Origin of the sequence: Salinibaculum sp. SYNS191, assembly GCF_037338445.1 — an archaeon.
GTDB lineage: Archaea > Halobacteriota > Halobacteria > Halobacteriales > Haloarculaceae > Salinibaculum > Salinibaculum marinum.
The window spans coordinates 242135-260634 of the sequence record NZ_CP147838.1 but is presented as its reverse complement, the minus strand read 5'-3'; the positions used below and the strand labels follow the sequence as shown (position 1 = coordinate 260634).

The following is an 18500-nucleotide window of genomic DNA, read 5'->3' as shown; positions in this document are numbered from 1 at the left end:
CCGAGAGAACCGGGCAGTCCGGAGAGACTCCCCAGCGCGGGATGGTCCCCGACTTCTCAGGTCTCTCTCTCGACGCTCGCGTGGCGTTCGGAGACTGATGGCAGGGGAGCGACCGAGGCGTCGTCGTCCAGCACCCGCGCTAGCTCGCGTTCGAGGCCTTCGATACCGAGTTCGCCCGCCACGTACCGGGATTTGAGAGCCGCTGTGCGGTCCTCTACGGTCGGTTCGACTCTCGCCGAGAGTTCGAGGCGTGCGAGCGTCGGCGACCTGTATTCGAGGAATTCGAGTACCGAGGCCACCCGGGCGCTGCGCGGGAGTGACACCGCCCGGACCAGGGAGACCACCGTGCCGACCAGGAAGGCCACTGCCAGGAGTCCGAGGAGGATGCCCGCGAAGACCCACTCGGCAAGTGCCGCGACCACCGCCACCAGGACGAACTCGCCCTCGTGGTAGAGGCCGCTGGTGAGGACGGACAGCGCTTCGAGCAGTCCCAGCAGTCCAACGCCGACCAGTACGACGGCGGTGACGACGAAGCCACCGAAGTACAGCCGGTGACGTGATGGCATGTCACACGGTAGGGTCGCAGAGAGATTAAACGCACAGGACCGGCTCAGCAAACCGACAGACAACCCGCACGGGAGCGGTACGAACCCGTGACCAGCGACGACCGCTCCCACTGCACGGGCGGTGCAGTCACGTCGACCTGCCCGTCCCAGTCGACGGCTCCGTCGGCCCGGCGCACTCGTCGAGGTCACCGACGCTGTCGATGCCCGCGTGAGCGAGCTCCAGCGACTCTGTCGCGACCGCTGGCCTGTCGGCGACGAGGTCCGGACCGGTCCACCGAACCGGTCTCGCTGCGCGACAGAGCCACCCGCGAACCGGCCGCTCACGTGCGTCCAGCAGACAGATGCGCACGTCCTGTGGCTCGACGTCCCCTGCCAGCCAGTCCTGGAGCCACGCCCAGAGTGCCCGGTCGTCGGTCACGCCGCGGCGGAGTTCGAGCGGTGGCGAGTGGGCCTCCCGCTCCGCGGGTGAGACACGGTCTGACGTCGGGACGCCACGCCCGCGGCCAGGGGGCGACCCGCGTCGGCGCGTCGCCGCTTCGTCGTCGGGGTTCCCGACAGCGACCGAGAGTCCCCGGACCTCAGTGAATCCCAGGTCCGGGAGCGCGTCACAGAACACCCGGAAGCAGTGCGCACCGCAGGGGTCGCTCTCCCGGCGCGTCACGTCTGCTCGGACTCCTCGTCGCCGGAACGTTCCGGCAGTCGGTCAGTTCCCAGCAGTCGTTCGATACCCTGGGGGACCCCGACACCCCGCGGTAACTCTCCCGTGGGAAGACGCAGCGTGGATTCGGCGTCCGCCTCGTCGTCGGACATCCGGTTCAGGTCCACGCGGCCGAATCCCTCGTGAGCGACGACCAGCCGTTCGACGGCGACCTCGTCCGCCATTGCCGACAGTCGTGGGGCTTCGTACCGGGCCGGCCACGCCTCCCTGAACACCCAGCGGGCCGCGGGTTCGCCGGTCGCGTCCAGGAGCGTGACTGCGGCCGCCCGTCGTGCCGCCGCCATCTCGCCCTGCTCGACCTGGGTTCGCCACTCGAACAGTTCCACAGACCTGTCGGTCACGCCGGTCTCCAGAACGAGGGGTCCGTACGTGTTCAGACCCGGCAGTTTCCGCGGCGTCGGTGGTTCGTTCCCTTCGCGGTACTCGACGACTCCCGACGAGGCCGCCGGGAGGTCACACTGGCTGAAGCCAGCAGCGACGAGTCCGTCGATTTCCAGGACGAACCGTAGCTGTCGGTAGGGGTCGGCCCGTTCCGGCATCTTCAGGCACTCTCCGGTCGCACCGAGGCGTTACGGACGGCCAGGCCGCGCGGACTGTTTGCTACGAACGTCCCAGTTACTGGTGACATACCGAATGACACTCACCGCGCGTCGTATTGAACATTCGCTCCCGCCACTGCGTCTGGGACGTGGCTCCCGGACTGCGACGGGCGCAGGCGACGACGAGTCATTGGCCGGCACCCGTGGCCTGGCCAAACCCGGCCACAGTGTGGCGACGGAGACGACATTTCAATTTATGATATTGCCTGGCAAACCATTATATCCGCCTTCGGAGATGAGTGGACAATGACCACGTCATCTACGGGTGAGGTTCGCGTTCTCCACGTCGATGACGACCTCGAATTCGCCGACACGACGGGGGCCTTTCTGGAACGGGAGGACGACCGGTTCACCGTCGCCACGGCGACCAGTGCCGAGGAGGGACTGGCGAGACTCGACGAGGGGGAGTTCGATTGCGTGGTCTCGGACTACGACATGCCCGGCCGTGACGGCATCGAGTTCCTGCAGCGAGTCCGGGAGACCGCGCCACGTCTCCCCTTCATCCTCTTTACGGGGAAGGGGAGCGAGGAGGTCGCGAGCGACGCGATTTCCGCGGGCGTGACCGACTACCTCCAGAAGGAGGCCGGACCCGAGCAGTACGCGCTGCTGGCAAATCGCATCGCACAGGCTGTGGGCGGCCTGCGGGCGGAGACGAACTACCGGGAGATATTCGAGAAGGCGACCGACGGAATCGTCGTCCACGACCCCGAGACTGGCGAAGTCCTCGACGCCAACCAGCGCTACTGCGAGATGAACGGCTACTCGCGCGAGGAGGTCGTCGGCATGAGCGTCGCGGACATCTCCTGCAACGAGCAACCGTACACCGGGGCCGAGGGCCGGGAACGCATCCACGACGCCGTCGACGGCGACCCGCAGGTGTTCGAGTGGGTCAACGAGACGAAATCCGGGGACCGACTGCCCCTGGAGGTCCACCTCAAGCAGACGACCCTCGGTGGACAGGAGCGCGTGCTCGCCCTCGTCCGCGACATCAGCGCACGCAAGGAGCGAGAGCGGGAACTCGAAGAGACGAACACCGTCCTGGAGACGATCGTCGAACAGTTGCCGATGGGCGTGCTCATCGAGGACAGCGACGGGACCATCCTCGTGGCGAACGACGAACTGTGTGACATCCTCGCTATAGACGCGACGGGTGCCGAGCTCCGCGGCCGCGACTGTGAAGCCGCGGCCCGCGACGCGGCGGACCTGTTCGCGGACCCGGACGCCTTTCTCGACGGAATCGATGAGACGCTCGCGCGACGAGAGCCAGTCGCGAACGAGGAACTCGCGCTCGTCGACGGACGGACGCTCGAACGCGACTACGTTCCCTACACACTCCCCGACGGGGAGGCGAACCTGTGGCTCTACCGGGACGTCACCGCCAGGAAAGCGCGCAGACAGGAGCGCAAACGCTACGAGACCATCGTCGAGACGACCGAAGACGGCATCTACCTGTTCGACGCCGACGGTCACTTCGAGTTCGTCAACCAGCGCGTCGTCGACGTCTCGGGCATCCCCGAGTCCGCCTGGCAGGGGGAACACGTCTCCGTCATGGCCGACCTCGGCACGCTGACAGACGACGAGGTGACGGCCGTCGAGGCGGGCATCGAGGCGGTCGCGCGCGGCGACGAGTCCGAGGTGCGCGTCGAGGTCAGCCCCGACGTCCCACACGAGACGCGCGACCTCGAAATCCGGCTGACGCCGCACGAACCGGACGGTGAGACCCGCCGGGTACTCGGGTTCTCCCGGGACGTCACCGAACGCACGCGGCGCGAGGAGAAACTGAGCGCGCTGTTCGACCACTCCCCGAACCCGATTGCCTACACCGAGTTCGTGGCTGGCGAGCCGAGAATCCGGAACGTCAACGCAGCGTTCGAAACCGTCTTCGGCTACGATGCCGCGGACGCCCTCGGTGAGAAGATAGACGACCTCGTGGTGCCGCCGGACCAGCGGGACGGCGCGGACGACATCAACGAACGGGTGCTGGCGGGTGAGCAGTTCGAGGTCGAGGTGCGCCGCGAGACGACCGACGGCGTCCGCGACTTCCTCCTGCATCCGGTCCCGCTCAGGCCGGAGGGGAGGGGGGACCGCGTATACGCCGTCTACCACGACGTGACGGCGCGGAACGAGTACAAACAGCAACTCGAACGCCAGAACGAACGCCTGGGCGACTTCGCCAGCATCGTCTCCCACGACCTCCGCAACCCGCTGAACGTCGCGACGGGTCGGCTCGAACTCGCGCAGGAGGACTGCGATAGTCCCCATCTCGACGCCATCGAGGGTGCGCTCGACAGGAGTCAGGCGCTCGTCGACGACCTCCTGATGCTCGCTCGCGAGGGGGAGACGGTGGGCGAGGTGCGGCCGGTCGACCTCGCGGAGACCGTCCAACGGTGCTGGGGGACCGTCGAGACGGAAGGGACGACCCTCACCCTCGAAACCGAGCAGACGATTCTGGCCGATTCGAGCCGTCTGAAGCAGCTGCTGGAGAATCTGATTCGCAACAGTGTCGAACACGGCTCGACGAGCACTCGGTCGGCGGCCGACGCCGGGGAACCCCGCTCCGGGACTGGTCGAGGACCTCCCGACGAGGGCGACTCAGTGACGGTGACCGTCGGTGACCTCCCAGACGGCTTCTACGTCGCGGACGACGGCCGGGGCATCCCGGGGGGTGCGCGCGAGCAGGTGTTCGAGGCCGGATACTCCACGACCGACGGCGGGACCGGTCTGGGTCTCCTGATAATCGAGGAAGTCGCGGACGCCCACGGCTGGGACCTCGCCGTCCGCGAGAGCGAGAGCGGCGGGGCGCGCTTCGAAGTCACCGGCGTCGACGTCGTCGAGGCGAACGGGCGCGAGCAGTGACCGGACGTGGGTGGAGTCGCGGATTGACGAGTTCTCTGGCGCTCTCGAACGGACCTCCGTAGCCAGGCTCCCGGGGCGACTTACGGTGCCGTAACTCACGCTTATGAGGCGAGGTGTTGGACCAGAGAGTATGTCAGGTGCGCAAACTGTCGAGGAGTACGAGGTGGTCGTCGTCGGGGGTGGCCCCGCGGGACAGATGGCGGCCATGTACAGCACGCGTCTCGGCCACGAGACCGCTATCGTGGACCGCGGCGGCGGACGCGCCGCGATGATGCAGGAGGTCCACAACATGGTCGGCATCCGCGAGGAGACCAGCGGCAACGAACTGCTCGCGACCGGTACGGAACAGCTCCGCGAGTACGGCTGCGAGATACACCGCGACATGCTCACTTCCTGCAGTCAGGAGGAGGACGGGGCCATCCGGCTCTGTGGCAACAGCGGCGACTACCGCGCGGAGTACGTGGTGCTCGCGACCGGATTCAACGACGTGCGACCGGAACCCCCGCTGCCCCGGACTGGCCGCGGGCTGCACTACTGTCTGCACTGCGACGCACACATGTTCGTCGACCAGTCTGTCTACGTCATGGGCCACGCCGAGAGCGCCGCGCACGTCGCCGCCATCCTGCTGAACTTCACCGACGAGGTGGACCTCCTCACGCGCGGCGAGGACCCCGAGTGGAGCGAGGAGACCGCCGAGATGCTCGCTTCCCACCCCATCGACGTCGTCCACGAGGACGTCTCCGGCGTCCAGAACGGCGAGGACGGCTGGCTGAAGGCGCTGGAATTCGAGGACGGGAGCGTCCGCGAGTACAAGGGCGGATTCGCGATGTACGGGGCCGATTACAACAACGGACTGGCCCGGGAACTCGGGTGTGACATCAACGACGACGGCACCGTCGACGTCGACGACCACGGCCGGACCTCCGTCGAGAACGTCTACGCCGTCGGGGACATGACCCCCGGCCACAACCAGGTCCCGATCGCCTACGGGGACGGCGCGAAGGCGGGTATCTCGATTCACTTCTCGCTCCGGGACTTCCCCCGGGACCCGGGCGCAATCGAGGAGCAGGGGCCGGTCCGCTCCGAGGAGGTCCCCGGTATCCCGGACGCACTCCTCGAACAGGCCGTCGACTTCCACACGTACGATTGACGGGGCGAATCGACCGCGGCGCTGAAAACGAGGGTCGCGGCCAGCGACGACCGGCCGGGCGACAGGTCCGCGGCGTGGTCCCCCCGCCCACCGCCGCGCGCTGGTCCCCGGGACCGCGAAGCCATCTACGACGAACCGACCGAACTGGTATCGACGTGCGGGGACGTCCACGCATACCGCCGCAAGCGCCGTCCGGTGTCAGGGAACCACGACGAGTCGGCCGGTGACGGCACCCAGGAAGAGGAGATAGAACACGGTGCCCAGCGACGCGCTGGCAGCGACCGCACGCCAGGGGTCGCGCCGGGGCAGGGTGTAGTGCAACAGCGGGATGTCGGTCACCGCCGGATGCGTCATGACCCGGTTCATCGCGTACCCCAGGATGGCGACCAGCGGCGGTCCGAGTAGCAGGCTGTTCATCGTCCGGAGGAGTACTTCGAGGGACCCCTGACTCAACGACAGTGTCGCCACGGGACCCAGGAGCGGTGCCGGGGCCGGGACGACACCGAGGCTGGCGGCCGCCGCACCGAGTTTCACGTAGCCGAACAGGAGGATTCCGAGGGCGATAGCGCCGAGTTTCACGGCGAGTGCCCGGCGTCGCTCGTCGACGACGCGCGGGACTAGGAATATCCCGACGACGAAGACGGCGTTCATCGCGAGCCACAGTCCGAGGTCACGGAGTGCGAGCGGGAGTCCCGTCACCAGGATGCCCACCGTGAACCAGTCGAGACTCAGCAGTTGGCTCTTGGGGCACGACCCCGAGAGGACCGCTTGCCGGTGGACCGGGTGGGCGACGTAGTAGCCGGCGCGGACGGCGACGAACACAGGCACGGCGAGCAGATAGGCGAGCAGGCGGACCTGGAGCCCACCGGGAGAGGCGACTGTACCGAGTGCCAGGGCCGTCGAGAAGTCTGCGACACCGTTGACGAGCCAGAATGTCAGAAGCGACGGCGCGAACACGCAGCCGTTGACCAGCGCGGTCAGATGACCGACCGACCAGTCGAACTCTTGAGACAGCAGGTCCTTCAGCGCCGACCACAGCGCCGCGCCGGTCGACCCCGCTGCTGCCAGTCTGAAGCGGGAACGCAGGTCACTCATCGCCGACCGGCCAATCGCAATCTCGCTTTCCGTCGGAAGGGCGTCTCGCTCGCGCTCCGTATCGACTGCACCCGCTCCCGGTTCCCACCTGCTGCACAATCTGTCGACGTCCGAACACAGATGCTGTTCGTCGGTCCCGTATTAAATCTCAACTGAGCGTATGGTAACGCCCGGACCAGTCCATGGCGGAACGCCGCCGCCTGGCCGGCCCCGCAGCGCCCGAACTCGTCGACGTCCAGTCGGAGCCGTGACTTCGTTTCGTCCATCGCAGCGAGCTACCGGCTTTCACTGTCGCTCTGACTGGGATTCCCGACGACCGCGATCATGCACGACGCTACAGCCGTCGTGTGTCTCTGTGTTGGACAGCTACTACGTCGTGGTTTACAGACTGCCATCTTTCGATTATGTCAGTTAGTATAGTATCATAGATATCTATTATTTGTTCGTCGGAATCTACTTATTACAAATGTCTGATTTTCTGTCGATGTCTCCAGTGGTTTTTCCAGTGATGTTGTCAGTCGCCGCTTTCCTGTGTGATTGGTCGATCAGTAATCGGGTATCAGTTGTGCTCTGTAACGAAACGACTGGTCGGTTCGACTAGCAGTGCGCGGAGATAATTTTCGACCTGGAATTTATCGGTCGATTCTAACTGAACCTCTCATTCTGACTCCGGGCCTTTCCCACCGAACCCCTGTTCAGGACCAGTGAGACGATGCCGGGCGAAATCACTGGTTCTGCACCTCGTCGACCCACAGAGCAATTACTACCCCCTGAACCGCAGTAATCGGCTTCGCCAGCCCGCGACCATCTGTTGTGGGACTGCTCGCAGGAAGTCTCTTCTCCGTACGATTACGGGAAGTGATCTCGGTGAGAAAGTACATAATTCGTCTGTTAATACTAATGTATTATTCTATCGTTGTCACTACCGGACTGAGCGACCATCCAGGGGATTCCGTGGCCTGGTCTCCCCTGTAATCTGTGCCTACTTCAGGAATCGTGCTCTTGACGCCACTATGCCTGTAAGGGTCGAAATGACAAGTTAGGCCAGACCGGTAGGACGAGTCTCACGTTAGGCATCGGTTATAGACAGATTTCTACTGGCGACGGGATGCCCGCCCACGGGGACTTCGTGACAGGACAGGTGGCCTGCGGACGGGGGCTGGCGGCGGGTCTGGCTCAGCCATCCTGCCGTTCGTCGGCTGGCCCTCCCTGTTCGCTCATGCCCGTCATTACGGCGACGGCCATGATAATCGTGGGGTGCGCGGACGGGAGAGGCTGCACGGATGGGACTGTCGGTTCCCCGTCTCGTCTGTCGGATGCAGCAAGCGGGTCACCCGGGTGCGGTCCAGGGCACACATCAGGATGATGGCCGAGAAATCCGGACCCGGATGCGTACGCGAGTTCCGTCTCAGTCCTCGGGGAGCGCAACGTAGTCGCACTCACCTGCACACTCCTCTTTGCGCGGGGTGTCACCGAGCACCTGTCCGGGTTTGGCACCCTGCCGGAAGACGGTAACCCCCTTGAGCCCGAGGTCTCGGGCCGTCAGAAATACGTCTCTGACGTCGTCCACGGACGCCGATTGGGGGAGATTCACCGTCTTGCTCACCGCGTTGTCGACGTGCGACTGGAAGGCGGCCTGGATTTCGAGGTGCTGTCTGGCGGGAACGTCGTAGGCCGTCTGGAACAGCGGCTTCACGTCGTCGGGGACTGCGTCGACGTCCTGTATCGTCGTTCGCCCGTGGAGGTCAGCCAGGAGTTCCTGGGAGTAGAAGCCCCGGTCTTTCGCCATGTCGATGAACCGGTCGTTGCGGAGTTCCAGCCCACCCAGGACCTGCTTCGTGTACGCGACGTTGTAGATGGGTTCGATGCTCGACGAACAGCCGGCGATGAGCGATATCGAGCCGGTCGGCGCGATGGTCGTGGTCGTGGCGTTGCGCATCGGCTCCTCGTGAACCGAGTCCGGCCAGGCCGGAAACGGCCCACGTTCGTCCGCCAGTCGCTTCGAGGCGGCCCACGATTCGTCGTGAACGAAGGCCATCACCTCGTCCGCGATGTCGATGGCCGCCTCCGAGACGTACGGAATGCCGAGGTCCACGAGCATGTCCTGAAAGCCCATCACTCCGAGCCCGAGTTTACGGGTCTTCGACACCATCTCCTCGATTTCGGGGATGGGGAACGTCGACATCTCGATGGCGTCGTCCAGCAAGCGGACGCCGAGGTGGACAGTGTCGCGGAGTTTCTCCCAGTCGACCGCGTCGCCATCGGTGTGGTGGCCGAGGTTGATGGAACCGAGGATGCACGCCTCGTATGGCAACAGCGGGACTTCCCCGCAGGGGTTCGTGGCTTCGATGCGACCGAGCTCCGGCGTCGGGTTCCGTTCGTTTATCGTATCCAGAAAGAGAATACCCGGGTCGCCGGTTTCCCAGGCCCGCTCGGCCATCTCGTCGAGCAGGGCGGCGGGGTCCGCCTGGCCGACGATCTCCTCCGTCCGCGGGTTCACGAGGTCGCAGGACTCACCGGAGGCGTAGGCCTCCCAGAAGGCCTCGTCGGTGGCCACGGAGAGATTGAAGTTCCGTAACGCGTCTTCCTCAGCCTTGACCGAGATGAAGCGCTCGACGTCCGGGTGGGAGACGTCGAGCACCCCCATGTTCGCGCCGCGGCGCCGGCCGCCCTGCTTCACCTGTTCGGTGGCCGCGTCGAAGATTCGCATGAAACTCACCGGTCCCGACGCCACGCCGCCAGTCTTCTTCACGACGTCTCCCTCGGGGCGGAGATGCGAGAACGAAAATCCGGTGCCACCCCCGCTCTGGTGGATGAGCGCTGTCTGCTTGACGGCCGTGAATATGGATTCGAGCGAGTCCGCCACCGGGAGCACGAAGCAGGCAGCGAGTTGCTGGAGGTCGGTGCCGGCGTTCATGAGAACCGGCGACGAGGGGAGAAAGTCCAGGTCCCGCATGGCCTCGTAGAACCGTTCCTCGGTCTTCTCGACCTCTCCGCCGAACCGTTCCTCGGTCCTCTCGACGTCTCCGCCGAACCGTTCCTCGGCCGCCGCGAGGTTCGCGGCGACGCGTCGAAACAGCTCGTCCGGGGTTTCGACGACCTCACCGGCCTCGTTCTGCCGCAGATACCGTCGACGGAGAACGGTCGTCGCGACATCGTCCAGTGCTGTCATACTACACTGTGCGCCCCGCGTTCTATTAAGCCGTGGTCTCGCTCCACTGGGTCCTGCTCGTCCGTCCGGAACCCTGCATAGACTTTTCTTGCTCATCGTAGACAGTTCACGTATGGCGCTCGAACGGCTGTCACGCCGAACGATACTCACACTGCTCGTCGTTGCAGGCCTGTCGCTGGCTCTGGACCTCGTTTTCGGCGCATTCCGATTCGTCCGCACGGACGACGGCGACGAGTGGTCGGTCGAGGGGTCCGTCACGCTTCCGCGTCCACGGGACCAGAGCGACGTCTCGGTCGAGGAGGCAATCGCCGACCGCCGCTCCCGGCGGGCGTACAGCGACCGTGCGCTGGAGCGCAGCGAACTCGGGCAGTTGCTCTGGGCAACGCAGGGTGTGACTGACCGGGACAGGGGATTCAGGACTGCACCGAGCGCGGGCGCGCTCTATCCCCTGGAAGTGTACGTCGTGGTTGGGTCCCCCGGCGTGGAGGGGCTGGAAAGCGGTGTCTATCGCTACCGACCGGGGCGTCACGAACTCGACCGGGGCAGAACTGGCAACCTCCAGTCCGAACTACAGGCTGCTGCAGTCGATCAGGAGTTCGTCGAGGAAGCAGCGGTCGACATCGTCGTCTGCGCTGTCGACGAGCGAACGACCCGGAAGTACGGAGAACGCGGGAGACAGCGGTACGTCCCGATGGAGGCCGGTCACGCCGGCGAGAACCTCTCCTTGCAGGCCGAGGCCCTCGGCCTCGCAACCGTCTCGGTCGGTGCCTTCCGCGACGACCGCGTGCGGGACATCGTGGGGGCACCGGCGGACCAGCGACCGCTCTACGTCTTCCCCGTCGGAGGGCGAGCGTGACGGTCGGAGTCCGCTTCCGTCACTGGTCGCGCAGAGATGACGACGAGCTTGAAACGCTCCTCGGGCGACTCTCATTAGTATGGCCCCGCCGGCGGTGACCGCCGACCTCCTCGTCGTCTTCGGGCTCATCATCGTCGCCGTCGTCCTGTTCGCGACGGAGTTCGTCTCGCCGGACGTCACGGCCATCACCATCGTCGTCGCCGTCGTCGCCGTCGTCCTCGAACCGTGGACCGGCGTCGGAACCGACATGGCCTTCATCGGATTCGCGAATACGGCGACGATTACGGTCGCCGCGATGTACATGTTGAGTGAAGATATCCACCGGACGGGCATCATCAACCGACTCAGCGCGACGATTTCACGGTTCGCCCGTGGCAGCGAGTCTCGGCTGCTCTCTACGATGCTCGTGCTCACGAGCGGGATGGCAGGTATCGTCAACAATACGCCCGTCGTCGCGGTGTTCGTGCCCATGGCGACGGAACTGGCCGACGAACACCGGATATCGCCGTCGAAGCTACTGTTGCCGCTCTCGTTCGCGTCGATGCTGGGTGGGCGGAAACAGAGGGGCTTCCGGGCTTTCTGTGGGAAAGTCAAATCGGCCCCCGAACATATAGATTCTTATTTGTACTTTCTAAATCTCGAAAAAGTAGTCTGGTAACAGTGAAGTGCTAAAGAGACAGGACTTGTTCTTTCTGGTTCGAGGTATCGGATATATCTTCCCGAAACTAATATATTTGCTCGTCGCCAGTGTCTACTACAGAGGTAATTCCTATGTCTATGGGGAAATTCGACGAAGAGGAGTACGAGCGGCGCGAGAAGAAGCTCAGTTCGGTCAATACCGACTCGGACTACCACCGGGCAATCTTCGAAGGTCGCATCGAGTACACGGGCGACGATTCGATCGACGAACTTCTCGCCCGGTTGAAAGAACTGAAAGAAAAATCGGCGTCAAAACGGTAGACTGTGTCCCTCCGCTTATCGAGCGCCTCGAATTTTCGTCGCTCCACGAGACGTGGAACGCTCGGTAGGACGCCGACCTGTACGGCAAACGTAGTCAGAACGAGAGAGTGAACTCTCGTGTGAAACGGAGCTATGGCGCAGTCGTCCGCTCACGACCCTGGTGGAAGCAGTTCCGTGAACTCGCTGTCGGCTGTCTCACTCACACCCTCGACAAGGAACGGGGAAACCGTGACTTGCACAATCCACTCCCAGACGACCCGGCACATGGTATTAATTGCTCAAGCTACAACTCTCATACATGGTTGACGGTCCCGTTGACCACGCAATTTTAGCTATCTCGATCATAGCTGTTCTTCTCGGCGTTACCATGCTTGCTGGCGGGGGGCTCACTGCTCTTGCACCGATATTCTTCGGTCTCCTCGGTTTTGCCTATCTGAAAGCAGATTTCGAGCACCTGCGTGCATGGATTGGTTCCCGGGACGAGAGTGACGTCGACGAAGCGGAAGACGCGTTAGCTGTTCTTCGTAGCCGATATGCGAGCGGCGAACTCGACCATGACGAGTTCGAACGCAGGCTCGAGGACCTTCTCGAAACAGAGACGGTGGAACAGGCTGAGAACCGACAACAGCACGAACGGGTACGAGAACGCGAGTAGCCCGAACTGCTCGATGCCAGTTCGCGTATGCAAACCATTCCCATCGACCCACATCCGCGCTACATCCGATAATCCCTCTGCTCATCTGGAAGGTTGACCCGTATTCCTCAACTACATTCGCCAGCGTGTGACTCAGCTTCGAATATCTGTACGACAGAATCGCTGGTATCCGAGTCCAAGTGGAAGCAACATCCACAGAAAGAGGACGACAAACCCAACCCAGTCTTGCAAGAAGTACGCAGTTGACTCCGGGTAGACCGTAATCTCGTAATACTCGGGGATAACCGCTCGCCTCGCGAATAAAAACGCGTTTCCAGGATTGACAAGCCCAAGGAACTGGAGCCAGTCAGGGAGTTGACCTCCCGGGGGGAGCGGCCCGATGAAGAGCCACTGGAGAACTGCCATGAACGCGTCCCATAGCACGAAGACCAGACCCAGCAGTGCGGCTGTTACACCGACAGCGCGTTGCTGTGAGCCGACCAGTGCTGATACCCCAACGCCGATTGCCACGTAGACCATCCCCTGAAACTGCATCAAAGCCGTATTGAGCAGGAACCGATCGAGGTCGAAGAACGCGTACGACAGGAAGGCAACGAGGCCCACTGCCACACTGGCGATTCCAATCGCTACCACGACAACGAGAGTCCGCCCGAGGAATTTCCCAAGGATGACGTCCCGCCGGGAATGTGGCAGCCCCAGCAGCAGTTTGAGACTGCCGCGTTCGTGCTCCCCGGTAATCGTATCGAAGCTAGCAAACAGACCCAGTAGAGGGATGAAGACCGCACCGGGTTGACTGAGGCTGTTAATGAGTGCGAGTGTACTTCTCGGCGACTGCGTCGGATACAACTCTGGCACCCACTGAATGGCCGCAAAAAGGACTGCAGAAAGGAATAACAGAACAGACGCTCCCAGGACTGGATACGAACGCACTCCCTGTCTGACTTCTTTTTTCGCAATCGCTCGGACACTCCTCCTTGTCGATGCTTTTCGGCCGGCCACAGCCGTCTCCGTTCGTGTGAAACTCTCACTACCGTCTGTCATATGGTGAAACTCTCACTACCGTCTGTCATATGGTGAAACTCTCACTACCGTCTGTCATATGGTGAAACTCTCCCGGAATCCTTAGCTCGTTTGCATTTCCGCGCACTGACGAGGTTTGCGTTTTCTGTTGCGTCCTGGTACGGCAATTCGGAACGAAGGCGTCCGAGTCCGGTAGAGCAACTGGCATCCGTGCCACAACGGTCACTCTTCGAACTCCTGTGCGAGAAGCTCGCGAGTGGGACGGAGTTCTGAAAGCTCCTCGCTCCGGGTGACGGTGCGCGAGACGGTTGACCCGAACCGCGTGACAGACGTGCGAATAGCACTGGCCGGGACGGCGAGCGGGAAGATATGCCTCTTCCCGGCTACGGGCTGGTCCCGTTCGTGGGCGTGGACGTACCGTTGCCCGGGAGGGTTGGCGTGGTGCCAGGCTGCGTCGGTGGGGTGAACCCGCCAGTCCCGGTTCCGGACGAGGGTTCGGCCGGTTCCGGGACGCCAGGGGACTTCTCGCCGGAAACGAGGAAGTCCGCGAGGTTACTCACGAAGGCCTCGTTGTCGGCAAGTGTCGCGCTCGCCGGCTGGAGGAACTCCGTATCTCCAACGGCGGTGACGTTGCCTGTCCGGGCGGCGACGGGGTACGTGCCGCTGCGTCGCGTTGCGGAGGCGCGCACGTCGACACTCTCGGCGACGACCTGACTGCTTCCACTTATCGCCAGCGGCGTCGCGTCGTTCACGACGAGCCGGTCGACACCGGCCGTGAGTGGACCGTCGGCGACCGAGTCCGCGTAGACGCGCTGGAAGTTGTTGACGTTATCAGTCATGTCGAACAGGTAGCCAGCGCCGAAGGAGATCTCGAAGCGCGCGGCGAGGTTCGTCGGCTGGCCTGGCGTGGCGGTGTCGCCGGTCGACGTGCCGATGGGAAGACTGAGCGACGTCCCGGATGGAGTCTGGCCGACCGGATCGGCGAGCATGAGCACGCGGCCGCCGGCGTCGGCGAAGGCTTCGACGCCGTTGCTCTCACTGGCGGTGTACGAACTTGCCGGGTTCACGACGACGAAGGCGTCGGCAGACCGCAACGTCGCGTTCAGCCCCGACGAGCTACTCGAAAGCCCGCCGGTTCCCAGGCCGTTCGAACTCCCGCCGGTGTAGAACCGAACGTCGTGGCCGGCGCTGACGAGCGCATCGACCATCGGCTGTAGCCCACCTTCGGTGACGGCGTTCCCGTGGCTCTTGTCGATGATGACGGTCTTCGTCCCGTTACCGACGGCCGGTTCGACGCTCCCGCTGTCGTCAGCGGGCTCCAAACGCAGTGCGTCGTCGTACGCCGAGGCGTTGACGTTCTCGGACTCCGGCGACTCCGAGACGATGGTCCCCGTTGCGACTGTCGCCGACACGATAACCAAGACGACAAGCGCGAACACGCCGAGACCCTTCAGCAACTCAGTTCGCGTCATTGGCTCTCACCTCGATTGGCTCCGCACTCGCCAGTACGTCGATATCTCCGTGCAGCATGAAGTAGCGCGTCATGTCGATGTCGGTGACGTTCACGCCCGCTTCCGGTGATTGCCTGAGCCCGATTTGGCTCAGCGTGCTCGGAGAGGGCGATTCCATCCGTATGGTCTCGTAGTCCGAGAGGCCGGCCTGATCGGCAGCCCTGTCGATGGCAGCACCGAGGCCCCCGACCTGGTCGGCCAACCCAAGGTCGATGGCCCGGCGGCCCGAGTAGACTTTCGCGTAGGAGAGCTCCGTGGCCGAGAGGGTGAGGTTGCGCTCGGCCACGACGCTGCCGACGAACGCACGACGGAGTGCCTCGACGCGGCGACGTACCTCCGAAAGCGTCCCCGAGGTCGTTTTGTCCGGACCCGTCGTAATCTCGTTATTTGGCGCTCCACCAGGGGGGATGGTCGCCCGCACACCGACGCTACCGACGGTACTGGCCGGCGTCACGTAGATGCGGTCGGCGGGGACGCTGGTGTAGTATCCGCCCGATAGCGCCGAGCCTGTGACAGCTACCGTCACCGGCATCTGCTTGCTCGTTCGTTTCACCGACAGGTAGAGCTGTTCGCTGACTGATGCCAGCCCACCACGGCTGTTCACGTCGACGACCACCGCCTTGATTGAGTCGTTCTGCCGGGTCTCGCGCAGATCGTCCAGCGCTGCCGTCGCGGTGTCATCAGTGATAGTCCCGTGGACTTCGACCACCGCGACCGTCCCGTCCGAATCGGTCGACATCCCCCACGCGTAGGGGACCAGGGCGGCACCGACGATCAGGCCGACGATTCCGAACACGACGACCGGGCCGCCGAGACGGTCGAGGAGGCCGGATTCGTCGTTCATGCCGTCGCTCCTCCCGTGCTCGAAGCTGTCTCGGGAAGCTGCTTCGGTGCTCGCAGCGAGATGTTCTCGAACTGGATCGTCTCCGCCACTCGCTGACCGTCTTCGGTCCAGGTCGACTCGATCCGGAGCGGGACCGCACGCTCGGCGTCGATCCAGACCCGCCGCTCGGGCCGTGTCTCGGCGGCGCTGTCCGGCGGCGTAATCACGAAGACGACGGCCAGACGACCCCCGACCCGGTCACGCCTTTCGAAGACGACCTCGTTCTCGCGCACGAGGTCCGCTGCGACCGTGCCGTAGAGTGCCTCGGCTTCGAACGCAGTCGCGGTCCGCTGACCGGCAAACAGCTTCGCCGAGGGGTTCTCGATGATGGTAACCTCGCCGGCATTCGGGCCGGTCTGTGGTTCGACCACGAGTGCATTGCCCTTGTCGAAGGCGACGGTCGCCCGTGCAGTTCTGGTTTCGCTGCCGACCTGGACCCGCTGAGTCATCGTCGCCTGGAACCCGTCCAGTTGTTCGTAGCGTGATTCTACCTGGTCCGCGACGACCGACGGATCGTCGACCTCCGTCCCGGGCGCCCCGAGACAGCCGGCCGTAACGAATACCAGGCCGACGACGCCCAGTAGTGCGCGTCGCCCAGTTCGGTTCGAGAGTGGTCGTAACATGTGCCATCGCTTCCTTCACTCACCAAGGACAAGCCCCCATTGCGGAGTTTCTGGGTATGTAAACTACCACAATGTTTATCTAATGTTTTCCCAGACACAGTGGGTTCATCGTCCCCCGTTCGACGACACAGTCACTCTCCCGGTTTCCACTTGCGGGAATGATTCAGCCCATCAGCCGAGAGCCGGATTGGGTTCTGGTCCAGGTTAGGTCTACCCTCGCCTCGGTAGTGGGTTCAGGAACGAGAAACGACTGTAGCGTTGAGCGCGATTAGTTGCCGCGTTGTTCTCCTCCCGCATCTTCGAACCTGTCCTCACGACGGCCGCCCGAGGACGGATTCCTCGGCCCCTGCGAAGACGATGAGGGCCGTGATTTCCTCGTCAATATCGAAAAAGTCGTGCTCGACGCCTTGTTCGACGTAGATGACGTCACCCTCCTCGACGGTGTACGAGTCATCACCGACGTTGACCATCCCGCTCCCGGAGAGGACGAAGTACAGTTCGTCCTCCTTGTGAGGGGTTTTCGGCTCGGGATTGGGAAACCGAGCGATCTCGGCGCGTATCGAGTCCTCACTGAGCACTTCCAGGTAATCTTCGTCCCCCTGTTCGAGCTTGTCGACCAGTTCGGTCGTCGAAACGTGTCCCATGAGTTCGTATCTGAGTACCTCGGTTCAGAACTGAATCAATACTTCGATTCTTGAGCGGTCGGAGTGGGGTCACCGACTCGCCGACGTCGATCACGAAAGCAGTCGGTGGACGATAGCAGGCACAGATTCGTTTCACACAGGAAGAATATCTGCTGATACAGCGCGTATCCGGGGGTATGGCATCAGCACCTGCAGACCACGAGTGTGAGCCATGCACCACCGACGACGACCCACTCAGGAGGCTGAGTATGCACCGTATCTCGACGAACGAATCGAAGCATTCTGGAAGGTGTATGGAACCGGTGCGGAAACGAGGGGTGCAGTTCTACGGAACGAGGATGGGTGGAATCCGATTCAGACGGGTGTAAATAGACGGCGAGAACCCACGACCAATTCGCTACAGAAGATCGGTTCCTTTATTCCAACAATAGTCGTCGTCGTAGATATCGGTCGGTATTCCCTGAACCGACTTCCCCGTCGCTAGCCGGTGAGTATCAGATGACCTCCGAGCAATCGATCCACTCCACTCCGTCTTCAGCATCGAAGCAGGCAACTCGAAATCCGCCAACGAAGCGAGCAACACTCGTTGGTGGGGCTGTAGGGATATGTGTCGGCCTGAGTTCGCATTTTCTGTTACTGGATTATTCTGTCGTCTCTATTACCCTCTGTCTCCTGTACTCCATCGGCGTTACGCTCGTGATCGACTATCTCAGTATCCTCCGGCAGACCCCCTACGATGGCGGGAGCTGGTGGACGATTGCCTTCGGTGCCACCACCGGACTCGTTTTGATGGTTGTACAGCTGATCTACCGCCCGATCGTTGCAGATAAGATCGCAGCAAAGCGTGACCTCCCCGAGGGAGTGATAACCGTCCCGTTTAATCTCATCCTTATTTTGTGGCTTTTCATATTCGGTGTCGCGTTAGTCTCACTGGCATACGGGATCGGAATGGCAGTAACGGACATGACCGAAGGCTAATGCTCTCTGTCAGCCTCCCGCTCCCGACCGCCGGAGTCAATAGTCACCATCGGGAACCGGGTCTCTCGGGCGAGATGGTACCCTTTGCGCCTCTGTGTCGATGATTCACTCAGGTCAGCATCGAGGTCCACGTATATATCAAGATACTGATGGCCAGTTACAGTTGCGACAACGGTCTCCAGTATCGCGGTCAACGTGGTCTCGAATCTCTGCC

Annotated in this window: 17 protein-coding genes and 1 pseudogene; 8 read left to right on the top strand and 10 right to left on the bottom strand. The window is 63.1% G+C overall.

Annotated elements, in window-relative coordinates; translation table 11 throughout:
* Positions 1–56: 56 nt before the first annotated feature.
* The 3 genes from WDJ57_RS01420 to WDJ57_RS01410 form a co-directional block, all read right to left on the bottom strand.
* Positions 57–566 carry an SHOCT domain-containing protein gene (locus WDJ57_RS01420; protein WP_338903197.1) on the bottom strand — a complete coding sequence of 170 codons (510 nt, stop codon included), beginning with the start codon at positions 564–566 and terminating at the stop codon, positions 57–59.
* A 127-nt stretch (positions 567–693) separates the two neighbouring features.
* Complete coding sequence (locus WDJ57_RS01415; RefSeq protein WP_338903196.1) at positions 694–1227, bottom strand: phage tail protein; 534 nt, start codon at positions 1225–1227, stop codon at positions 694–696.
* Positions 1224–1823, bottom strand: a complete 600-nt coding sequence (locus tag WDJ57_RS01410) for a phage tail protein (protein ID WP_338903194.1) — start codon at positions 1821–1823, stop codon at positions 1224–1226. Before WDJ57_RS01410 ends, WDJ57_RS01415 begins: the two co-directional genes overlap by 4 nt.
* Positions 1824–2129: 306 nt before the next feature.
* Between WDJ57_RS01410 and WDJ57_RS01405 the strand changes: the two genes are divergently transcribed.
* Both WDJ57_RS01405 and WDJ57_RS01400 read left to right on the top strand, forming a co-directional pair.
* Positions 2130–4739, top strand: a complete 2610-nt coding sequence (locus WDJ57_RS01405) for a PAS domain S-box protein (protein ID WP_338903192.1) — start codon at positions 2130–2132, stop codon at positions 4737–4739.
* A gap of 130 nt (positions 4740–4869) precedes the next feature.
* Positions 4870–5889 carry an NAD(P)/FAD-dependent oxidoreductase gene (locus WDJ57_RS01400; RefSeq protein WP_338903190.1) on the top strand — a complete coding sequence of 340 codons (1020 nt, stop codon included), beginning with the start codon at positions 4870–4872 and terminating at the stop codon, positions 5887–5889.
* Between the two features lie 198 nt (positions 5890–6087).
* On the opposite strand, the gene WDJ57_RS01395 is transcribed toward WDJ57_RS01400, so the two are convergent.
* Together WDJ57_RS01395 and WDJ57_RS01390 are read right to left on the bottom strand one after the other, a co-directional pair.
* The gene (locus tag WDJ57_RS01395; RefSeq protein WP_338903188.1) at positions 6088–6984 is read right to left on the bottom strand and encodes a hypothetical protein; all 897 of its coding nucleotides are present in this window, start codon (positions 6982–6984) and stop codon (positions 6088–6090) included.
* 1408 nt (positions 6985–8392) lie between these two features.
* Positions 8393–10156 carry an adenosylcobalamin-dependent ribonucleoside-diphosphate reductase gene (locus WDJ57_RS01390; RefSeq protein ID WP_338903185.1) on the bottom strand — a complete coding sequence of 588 codons (1764 nt, stop codon included), beginning with the start codon at positions 10154–10156 and terminating at the stop codon, positions 8393–8395.
* Between the two features lie 112 nt (positions 10157–10268).
* On the opposite strand from WDJ57_RS01390, the gene WDJ57_RS01385 reads away from it, so the two are divergent.
* The 5 genes and pseudogenes from WDJ57_RS01385 to WDJ57_RS01365 all read left to right on the top strand — a co-directional run bounded on the left by WDJ57_RS01385 (position 10269) and on the right by WDJ57_RS01365 (position 12627).
* Entirely contained in the window at positions 10269–11012 is a 744-nt protein-coding gene (locus WDJ57_RS01385) for a SagB/ThcOx family dehydrogenase (RefSeq protein WP_338903183.1), read from the top strand.
* A 79-nt stretch (positions 11013–11091) separates the two neighbouring features.
* The gene (locus tag WDJ57_RS01380) at positions 11092–11670 is read left to right on the top strand and encodes an SLC13 family permease (RefSeq protein ID WP_338903181.1); all 579 of its coding nucleotides are present in this window, start codon (positions 11092–11094) and stop codon (positions 11668–11670) included.
* 119 nt (positions 11671–11789) lie between these two features.
* Positions 11790–11972, top strand: coding sequence for a DUF5786 family protein (locus WDJ57_RS01375; RefSeq protein WP_338903180.1), 183 nt, complete (start codon positions 11790–11792; stop codon positions 11970–11972).
* 5 nt (positions 11973–11977) lie between these two features.
* Positions 11978–12187, top strand: a pseudogene (locus WDJ57_RS01370) (IS5/IS1182 family transposase); the annotation flags it as partial.
* Positions 12188–12270: 83 nt separating this feature from the next.
* The gene (locus WDJ57_RS01365; RefSeq protein ID WP_338903179.1) at positions 12271–12627 is read left to right on the top strand and encodes an SHOCT domain-containing protein; all 357 of its coding nucleotides are present in this window, start codon (positions 12271–12273) and stop codon (positions 12625–12627) included.
* Between the two features lie 132 nt (positions 12628–12759).
* Here WDJ57_RS01365 and WDJ57_RS01360 read toward each other — a convergent pair whose 3' ends face one another.
* The 5 genes from WDJ57_RS01360 to WDJ57_RS01340 all read right to left on the bottom strand — a co-directional run bounded on the left by WDJ57_RS01360 (position 12760) and on the right by WDJ57_RS01340 (position 17308).
* The gene (locus WDJ57_RS01360) at positions 12760–13668 is read right to left on the bottom strand and encodes an ABC transporter permease subunit (RefSeq protein WP_338903178.1); all 909 of its coding nucleotides are present in this window, start codon (positions 13666–13668) and stop codon (positions 12760–12762) included.
* A gap of 362 nt (positions 13669–14030) precedes the next feature.
* On the bottom strand, positions 14031–15119 hold the full coding sequence (locus tag WDJ57_RS01355) for a DUF4350 domain-containing protein (protein ID WP_338903176.1): 1089 nt from the start codon (positions 15117–15119) through the stop codon (positions 14031–14033).
* Positions 15106–16002: a S49 family peptidase gene (locus WDJ57_RS01350; RefSeq protein ID WP_338903174.1), complete on the bottom strand. Its 897-nt coding sequence runs from the start codon at positions 16000–16002 to the stop codon at positions 15106–15108. Before WDJ57_RS01350 ends, WDJ57_RS01355 begins: the two co-directional genes overlap by 14 nt.
* Entirely contained in the window at positions 15999–16664 is a 666-nt protein-coding gene (locus tag WDJ57_RS01345) for a LolA family protein (protein WP_338903172.1), read from the bottom strand. Before WDJ57_RS01345 ends, WDJ57_RS01350 begins: the two co-directional genes overlap by 4 nt.
* Before the next feature lie 311 nt (positions 16665–16975).
* Entirely contained in the window at positions 16976–17308 is a 333-nt protein-coding gene (locus WDJ57_RS01340) for a cupin domain-containing protein (protein WP_338903170.1), read from the bottom strand.
* Between the two features lie 498 nt (positions 17309–17806).
* On the opposite strand from WDJ57_RS01340, the gene WDJ57_RS01335 reads away from it, so the two are divergent.
* On the top strand, positions 17807–18286 hold the full coding sequence (locus tag WDJ57_RS01335) for a hypothetical protein (protein WP_338903168.1): 480 nt from the start codon (positions 17807–17809) through the stop codon (positions 18284–18286).
* The last annotated feature ends 214 nt before the right edge of the window (positions 18287–18500 follow it).